Source organism: Pusillimonas sp. MFBS29 (assembly GCF_020687695.1).
Taxonomy (GTDB): Bacteria; Pseudomonadota; Gammaproteobacteria; order Burkholderiales; family Burkholderiaceae_B; genus Pusillimonas_C.
Window position 1 is genome coordinate 1 of the sequence record NZ_JAJEWL010000018.1, and the last position, 6,024, is coordinate 6,024.

The window sequence follows — 6,024 nt, forward strand, 5'->3', positions numbered from 1 at the left end:
CAGTTGCACGGGTTAAAAAAGCTATGCTATAGTTCTGTTCTTTCGCAGCCAACACATCAGGGTTTACCCGAATGTGACGGCGATTCAAGCGGGACTGCTTTGAGCGGGCACATTTGAATCGGCGGGCTCGAAAAAACAGCGCAAAGCGCGCTTTTGCAAAACATGGTATAGTTTCTGACTCACCAGTTGATGCACAAAAAAGCGCAGCGGTTGTGTGGCAGGTTTGGCTGGTTGTTTTGGTCAAGTGGTTGTAGGCGGATTGCCCGGCACTGATCTTCAACTTGACAAACGAAAAAAACTGCTTCATAATCTCGCTTCTTTGCTGCTGACACAGCGCAGTGCTTTAAGCGCCACGCGGTGAAGGCAGTAGGTAGTACATGCTCTTTAACAATTTAACAGCCGATAAGTGTGGGCGCTTGGAATGAGTGCGCAAACCTTCTCACGAAGGTTCGCCAAATTTATATCAAGTGTCCGCACAAATGAAGAAGTAAGGTTTGAAGTAATTTGAACCGGTCTTTTTCTTTGAGCGAAACGCGACGTATGACCACTGGCCTTCGGGTCGGATGGAAATTACGATTTATACAGAGATTGAACTGAAGAGTTTGATCCTGGCTCAGATTGAACGCTAGCGGGATGCTTTACACATGCAAGTCGAACGGCAGCGCGAGAAAAGCTTGCTTTTCTTGGCGGCGAGTGGCGAACGGGTGAGTAATATATCGGAACGTGCCCAGTAGCGGGGGATAACTACGCGAAAGCGTGGCTAATACCGCATACGCCCTACGGGGGAAAGGGGGGGATCGCAAGACCTCTCACTATTGGAGCGGCCGATATCAGATTAGCTAGTTGGTGGGGTAAAGGCCTACCAAGGCAACGATCTGTAGCTGGTTTGAGAGGACGACCAGCCACACTGGGACTGAGACACGGCCCAGACTCCTACGGGAGGCAGCAGTGGGGAATTTTGGACAATGGGGGAAACCCTGATCCAGCCATCCCGCGTGTGCGATGAAGGCCTTCGGGTTGTAAAGCACTTTTGGCAGGGAAGAAACGGCGCTGGTTAATACCTGGCGTCACTGACGGTACCTGCAGAATAAGCACCGGCTAACTACGTGCCAGCAGCCGCGGTAATACGTAGGGTGCAAGCGTTAATCGGAATTACTGGGCGTAAAGCGTGCGCAGGCGGTTCGGAAAGAAAGATGTGAAATCCCAGAGCTTAACTTTGGAACTGCATTTTTAACTGTCGAACTAGAGTATGTCAGAGGGGGGTAGAATTCCACGTGTAGCAGTGAAATGCGTAGAGATGTGGAGGAATACCGATGGCGAAGGCAGCCCCCTGGGATAATACTGACGCTCATGCACGAAAGCGTGGGGAGCAAACAGGATTAGATACCCTGGTAGTCCACGCCCTAAACGATGTCAACTAGCTGTTGGGGCCTTCGGGCCTTAGTAGCGCAGCTAACGCGTGAAGTTGACCGCCTGGGGAGTACGGTCGCAAGATTAAAACTCAAAGGAATTGACGGGGACCCGCACAAGCGGTGGATGATGTGGATTAATTCGATGCAACGCGAAAAACCTTACCTACCCTTGACATGTCTGGAAGCTTCAAGAGATTGAAGTGTGCTCGCAAGAGAACCGGAACACAGGTGCTGCATGGCTGTCGTCAGCTCGTGTCGTGAGATGTTGGGTTAAGTCCCGCAACGAGCGCAACCCTTGTCATTAGTTGCTACGAAAGGGCACTCTAATGAGACTGCCGGTGACAAACCGGAGGAAGGTGGGGATGACGTCAAGTCCTCATGGCCCTTATGGGTAGGGCTTCACACGTCATACAATGGTCGGGACAGAGGGTCGCCAACCCGCGAGGGGGAGCCAATCCCAGAAACCCGATCGTAGTCCGGATTGCAGGCTGCAACTCGCCTGCATGAAGTCGGAATCGCTAGTAATCGCGGATCAGCATGTCGCGGTGAATACGTTCCCGGGTCTTGTACACACCGCCCGTCACACCATGGGAGTGGGTTTTACCAGAAGTAGTTAGCCTAACCGCAAGGAGGGCGATTACCACGGTAGGATTCATGACTGGGGTGAAGTCGTAACAAGGTAGCCGTATCGGAAGGTGCGGCTGGATCACCTCCTTTCAGAGCGAAGCGCACGAAGCGAAAGCGTCCACACTTATTGGCTGTTGAATATAGAAAGAGTAAGCCACGACAAGGTTACGTGACCGGTTAAGTGATTAATCGGTGGCGCATACTGGGTCAGTAGCTCAGTCGGTTAGAGCACCGTCTTGATAAGGCGGGGGTCGTTGGTTCGATTCCAACTTGACCCACCAGTACGATTTATCGGTGCGGGGGATTAGCTCAGCTGGGAGAGCACCTGCTTTGCAAGCAGGGGGTCGTCGGTTCGATCCCGTCATCCTCCACCACAGCTTTCGTGAAGAAAGTCGGGGTAAGCGGTAAGTTTCTGGGGTCGGTGCTTGAATCGGTGATGGTCAAGGGCTTAACGAAGAGTGTTTAGGGTCGGTTGTCTTAATAGGCGGCCGGTTGCTAAAGACTGCTCGTTAAATCTTTACGGTTTAATGGTTTTACTCGTTCTTTAACAATCTGGAAGAAGCACAACGAAGTAATTATGGTGTGGATCATGGTCAATACGACATGATCACGCGTAAGTACGGGTTGTGATTGCATTAAACAATTTTGTTCAAATAGTTCTCAAAAATACTTGTTCCACGGAGCAAGGCCTTTGAAAATGATGAACGGCACAACACACGCAAACTCAAGTTCTTATAACCTGTAAAGTTATAGGATCAAGCGAATAAGTGCACATGGTGGATGCCTTGGCGATCACAGGCGATGAAGGACGTTGTAGCCTGCGAAAAGCTGCGGGGAGTCGGCAAACAGACATTGATCCGCAGATATCCGAATGGGGAAACCCACACCAGCGATGGTGTATCACACGCTGAATACATAGGCGTGTTGAAGCGAACCGGGTGAACTGAAACATCTCAGTAACTCGAGGAAAAGAAATCAACCGAGATTCCGAAAGTAGCGGCGAGCGAAATCGGACCAGCCTTGACGTTTTAGCATATTGAATAGTCGAACGCGATGGAAAGCGCGGCCGTAGCAGGTGATAGCCCTGTAGGCGAAATTCTGTATGTGGAACTAGGCGTCAGACAAGTAGGGCGGGACACGTGAAATCCTGTCTGAACATGGGGGGACCATCCTCCAAGGCTAAATACTCGTGATCGACCGATAGTGAACCAGTACCGTGAGGGAAAGGCGAAAAGAACCCCGGAAGGGGAGTGAAATAGATCCTGAAACCGTGTGCATACAAACAGTAGGAGCCTCCTTGTGGGGTGACTGCGTACCTTTTGTATAATGGGTCAGCGACTTACATTCAGTGGCAAGCTTAACCGAATAGGGAAGGCGTAGCGAAAGCGAGTCCGAATAGGGCGATTCAGTCGCTGGGTGTAGACCCGAAACCAGGCGATCTATCCATGGCCAGGTTGAAGGCACGGTAACACGTGCTGGAGGACCGAACCCACTAATGTTGAAAAATTAGGGGATGAGCTGTGGATAGGGGTGAAAGGCTAAACAAGCCTGGAAATAGCTGGTTCTCTCCGAAAACTATTTAGGTAGTGCCTCATGTATTACTGCCGGGGGTAGAGCACTGTTATAGCTAGGGGGTCATGGCGACTTACCAACCTATGGCAAACTCCGAATACCGGCAAGTAGAGCATGGGAGACAGAGCACCGGGTGCTAACGTCCGGACTCAAGAGGGAAACAACCCAGACCGCCAGCTAAGGTCCCAAACTATGGCTAAGTGGGAAACGAAGTGGGAAGGCATAGACAGTCAGGAGGTTGGCTTAGAAGCAGCCATCCTTTAAAGAAAGCGTAATAGCTCACTGATCGAGTCGTCCTGCGCGGAAGATGTAACGGGGCTAAGCCATAGACCGAAGCTGCGGGTGTATATCTTAGATATACGCGGTAGGAGAGCGTTCTGTAAGCCTGCGAAGGCAGATTGTGAAGTCTGCTGGAGGTATCAGAAGTGCGAATGCTGACATGAGTAGCGATAAAGGGGGTGAAAAGCCCCCTCGCCGTAAGTCCAAGGTTTCCTGCGCAACGTTCATCGGCGCAGGGTGAGTCGGCCCCTAAGGCGAGGCAGAGATGCGTAGCTGATGGGAAGCTGGTTAATATTCCAGCACCGTCGTGAAATGCGATGGGGGGACGGATTGCGAAACGTCATCGGGGTGTTGGATGTCCCCGTTGCTGCACTGTAGAAGGCGCTTAGGCAAATCCGGGCGCGTAATTCAAGGGTGTGGCTGAATAGGACTTCGGTCCTAAACTGATCGGCAGCAGTTCCAAGAAAAGCCTCTAAGCTTCAGTTTCACGAGACCGTACCGCAAACCGACACAGGTGGACGGGATGAATATTCCAAGGCGCTTGAGAGAACTCAGGAGAAGGAACTCGGCAAATTGATACCGTAACTTCGGGAGAAGGTATACCCTGGTAGGGTGATGGGCCCGCGCCCAGAGCTCGAAGGGGTCACAGAGAATCGGTGGCTGCGACTGTTTATTAAAAACACAGCACTCTGCTAACACGAAAGTGGACGTATAGGGTGTGACGCCTGCCCGGTGCCGGAAGGTTAAGTGATGGGGTGCAAGCTCTTGATCGAAGCCCCGGTAAACGGCGGCCGTAACTATAACGGTCCTAAGGTAGCGAAATTCCTTGTCGGGTAAGTTCCGACCTGCACGAATGGCGTAACGATGGCCACACTGTCTCCTCCTGAGACTCAGCGAAGTTGAAGTGGTTGTGATGATGCAATCTACCCGCGGCTAGACGGAAAGACCCCATGAACCTTTACTGTAGCTTTGCATTGGACTGTGAACCGGCCTGTGTAGGATAGGTGGGAGGCGTTGAACTCGAGTCGCCAGATTCGAGGGAGCCATCCTTGAAATACCACCCTGGTTTGTTTGCGGTTCTAACCTAGGTCCGTTATCCGGATCGGGGACCGTGCATGGTGGGCAGTTTGACTGGGGCGGTCTCCTCCTAAAGTGTAACGGAGGAGTTCGAAGGTACGCTAGGTACGGTCGGAAATCGTGCTGATAGTGCAATGGCATAAGCGTGCTTGACTGTGAGACTGACAAGTCGAACAGGTGCGAAAGCAGGACATAGTGATCCGGTGGTTCTGAATGGAAGGGCCATCGCTCAACGGATAAAAGGTACTCTGGGGATAACAGGCTGATACCACCCAAGAGTTCATATCGACGGTGGTGTTTGGCACCTCGATGTCGGCTCATCTCATCCTGGGGCTGTAGCCGGTCCCAAGGGTATGGCTGTTCGCCATTTAAAGAGGTACGTGAGCTGGGTTTAAAACGTCGTGAGACAGTTTGGTCCCTATCTGCCGTGGGCGTTGGATACTTGACGGAGCCTGCTCCTAGTACGAGAGGACCGGAGTGGACGTACCGCTGGTGTATCGGTTGTCATGCCAATGGCATTGCCGAGTAGCTACGTACGGAAGAGATAACCGCTGAAGGCATCTAAGCGGGAAACTCGTCTGAAGATTAGGTATCCCGGGGCCTAGAGCCCCCTGAAGGGTCGTTCGAGACCAGGACGTTGATAGGCTGGGTGTAGAAGCGCAGTAATGCGTGTAGCTAACCAGTACTAATTGCCCGTGCGGCTTGATCCTATAACCTTGCAGGTTGTACGTGACCAAGTGCCGTTCAAACAAATAAGCCAAGTCGCACTGTGAGTTGACCAGCGCGCAAACCCCATCGCGGCCCGTACGCCACGAACACACACCAAACATTACACCCCTGGCCTTAAACCCAGGCGCGGTGCTTCTTCCCAGATTCGTTGACGTGCCCCAACACGCACGCCAACAACCGGTTACGCTTGACGACCATAGCAAGGTGGTCCCACTCCTTCCCATCCCGAACAGGACAGTGAAACGCCTTCGCGCCGATGATAGTGGACGTACGTCTGTGAAAGTAGGTCATCGTCAGGCTCTTATTGAAAGAAAAACCCCCACACAAA

At 52.1% G+C, this 6,024-nt stretch carries 1 protein-coding gene, 2 tRNA genes and 3 rRNA genes; 5 read left to right on the plus strand and 1 reads right to left on the minus strand.

Going from position 1 to position 6,024, the window contains the following annotated elements; genetic code table 11:
• On the minus strand, positions 1-307 hold a 307-nt coding region (locus LKR43_RS16015), incomplete at its 3' end, for a hypothetical protein (RefSeq protein ID WP_227685185.1).
• Between the two features lie 283 nt (positions 308-590).
• On the opposite strand from LKR43_RS16015, the gene LKR43_RS16020 reads away from it, so the two are divergent.
• From LKR43_RS16020 to rrf, 5 genes are all read left to right on the plus strand, one after another.
• Positions 591-2,129, plus strand: a 16S ribosomal RNA gene (locus LKR43_RS16020).
• Positions 2,130-2,243: 114 nt separating this feature from the next.
• Positions 2,244-2,320 (plus strand) — tRNA-Ile (locus tag LKR43_RS16025).
• Positions 2,321-2,337: 17 nt separating this feature from the next.
• Positions 2,338-2,413: transfer RNA gene (locus LKR43_RS16030), tRNA-Ala, on the plus strand.
• A 379-nt stretch (positions 2,414-2,792) separates the two neighbouring features.
• Positions 2,793-5,677 (plus strand): 23S ribosomal RNA (locus tag LKR43_RS16035).
• Positions 5,678-5,882: 205 nt separating this feature from the next.
• Positions 5,883-5,995, plus strand: a 5S ribosomal RNA gene (gene rrf / locus LKR43_RS16040).
• Together the 16S, 23S and 5S rRNA genes with 2 tRNA genes alongside form the textbook arrangement of a ribosomal RNA operon.
• Positions 5,996-6,024 lie beyond the last annotated feature (29 nt).